At 62.7% G+C, this 1998-nt stretch carries 2 protein-coding genes and 2 pseudogenes; all 4 read right to left on the bottom strand.

The genetic code is table 11. The annotated features are described in order from the left end of the window. Positions 1-52: 52 nt before the first annotated feature. Positions 53-892 carry a hypothetical protein gene (locus tag ED655_RS08975; RefSeq protein ID WP_122049891.1) on the bottom strand — a complete coding sequence of 280 codons (840 nt, stop codon included), beginning with the start codon at positions 890-892 and terminating at the stop codon, positions 53-55. Continuing rightward, complete coding sequence (locus ED655_RS15880) at positions 889-1440, bottom strand: hypothetical protein (protein ID WP_240993590.1); 552 nt, start codon at positions 1438-1440, stop codon at positions 889-891. Before ED655_RS15880 ends, ED655_RS08975 begins: the two co-directional genes overlap by 4 nt. Before the next feature lie 36 nt (positions 1441-1476). Continuing rightward, positions 1477-1719, bottom strand: a pseudogene (locus tag ED655_RS16075) (DUF1376 domain-containing protein); the annotation flags it as partial. Between the two features lie 53 nt (positions 1720-1772). Further along, positions 1773-1998: pseudogene (locus ED655_RS08965) on the bottom strand (hypothetical protein); the annotation flags it as partial.

The raw sequence follows: 1998 nt of genomic DNA, 5'->3' as shown, positions 1-1998 counted from the left end.
TACCACACCCCGAGTCCCGTTTGTACCGAAATCGCCCGGATTTTCTGGGTTTTCATGCCTGCACCTCGCTCGTCATGAACCGTTCCGCCGCCTCGAACCGGCGCTGCATTTCCTCGATCCGCTCTTGCGTCACGGCCAGCAAATCCCCGTCGAGGTTCAGGAGATCGGCTTTCAGCGCGTCGAGCAGGGGCCAGCCGGTCAGACCCTCAGCGCCGGGTGGTGTGTAGGTGCCGTGCTTGCGGATCTTCGCTTCGTGAGCTTCGCGTCTGGCGACCTCGGCCCGGCGCTCGGCCATCATCGCTGCTACGGCCTCGCGTTCGGCGTCGGTGGGGCGAGGGCGCTCCGGTTCACGCGCCTCCTGCCGGGACACGATGCGGACATGCGCCACCTTGTCGCGCAGAGGGGCGGCTACCTCGTCCAGCAAGTCCGCGAGTTCGGCCACCGAGGGGAAGAACTTGAAGCGGCGCAATGCTGCCTTGGTCAGCTCATCGCCCCACACACCGGCTGGCGTGTCCGAGAGCGCGGTGAGCATTGCAAGCCTGCGCATCTTCATCGCCCCTTCGTCTTGCGGGTTTGGGGCTGCGCCGTTGAGCATGTCGGTCAGATGCTTGACCAYCGCAAAAAGCTCATGGGCCGGGAGAGGGTCTAACTCGCGTTCGAGAAGTGGGAGAACGCGACGGGCCTCGGCAATAGCAGCGGCTGACGGCTTTGCCTGCGTCGTACTGCCAAGCACCAAGCCCGGAGCRACATCGCCTCGGCGCAAGCGGGCGTTACGCTCGGCATCCGTTTCGCGCCTGCCGAAGAACCCGCCAGAGTGCGAGCCGATCACTGCCTGCAATTCGGGGCTGATCACGATCGCCGGGCGGCGATCAGACGTGGTGAGGTTATTCATCGCTGCATCTCCCCCATGCCTTGGCGTTCGAGCCATTCGGCCTCCATGCGGTCGGCCTGTTGTGCGAGAATGGATTTTGGTCGCTCACGTGGGACGGACGCCGTTTTGCCCCCGCGCTCGCTGTCCCGGCGGCACCAGTTGCGAAACGTGGCGTCCCAGTCGAGCTTGACGCCCTTTGCGCCGGCAACCGCACGCCAGTAGTCGCAGAAAGCTTCGGCCACCTTGCCCGGGTCGCAGCCATTGGACCGGGCGAACTGCTGGAGATCTTCAGACGGCCACCAGGTATCCGGCAGTCTGCATCCCTTGGGAGCTTTCGGCTCGGAATATCCCACAACCCGGACGGCTGGCTTTTCGTCAGGCGCGGAAGCGCTGACAGACTCTGAACGTAGTGAAGAGTCTATACTCTCCCTCTCCCTCTCCCTCTCTATGGCATTGCCGTGGGATATGCCGCGGCATTCCCGTGGCTCTTGTGAGTCCGATGCCGTGGCATTGCCGGTTGCGCGGTCAGACTTCTCCCAACGCTTTGCGGCTCTCTCGCGCTGTCGCACGCGAGATTCCCAAGCGTGGCGGGCTTTTTCTGCCACTGTAGGGTGATATAAACGGCCATCAGAACACAGTATCCAGCCGCGCAGAGCCATCTCTTTGATGCGGCTCCACCGTGAGCCTGCACCCGAAAGATGGGCAAGCACTCTGTCATCATTCGGGAGGCTCGACGCGGGGATTTGGAGCCACGACTTGCACCAAAGCGCAACAGCAGCCTTGAATTCCTCCCCGGTTGACAGCGCAAACATGTCGCTATCGACCAGTCTGGACACGTCCAATTGCATGAATGGGAGCCCCCGCAGGTCGCAATCAGGGGGCGTCAGGGGTTCTGGTTTGCTCATCCCACCACCTCATCAGCCACAGGCACATCAGGCAGGAATCCGATGATCGGCGGCCCCGAATATCCGTGCTCAAACACGAACCACGCATAGGCAATCGCACCGCCTTTCGCGGGTACGTCAGACCCACCAGGCGGCATCGACATGCGCTTGCTCGACACCCACACACGGGCGAGCGGAACCGTCTTGAACCATTCCCGGCGCTTGATGCTTTCGAGGAAGGCA

The organism is Asaia bogorensis, from assembly GCF_900465345.1.
GTDB classification, from domain to species: Bacteria; Pseudomonadota; Alphaproteobacteria; order Acetobacterales; family Acetobacteraceae; genus Asaia; species Asaia bogorensis_A.
This window is presented reverse-complemented; position numbering and strand designations above follow the sequence as displayed.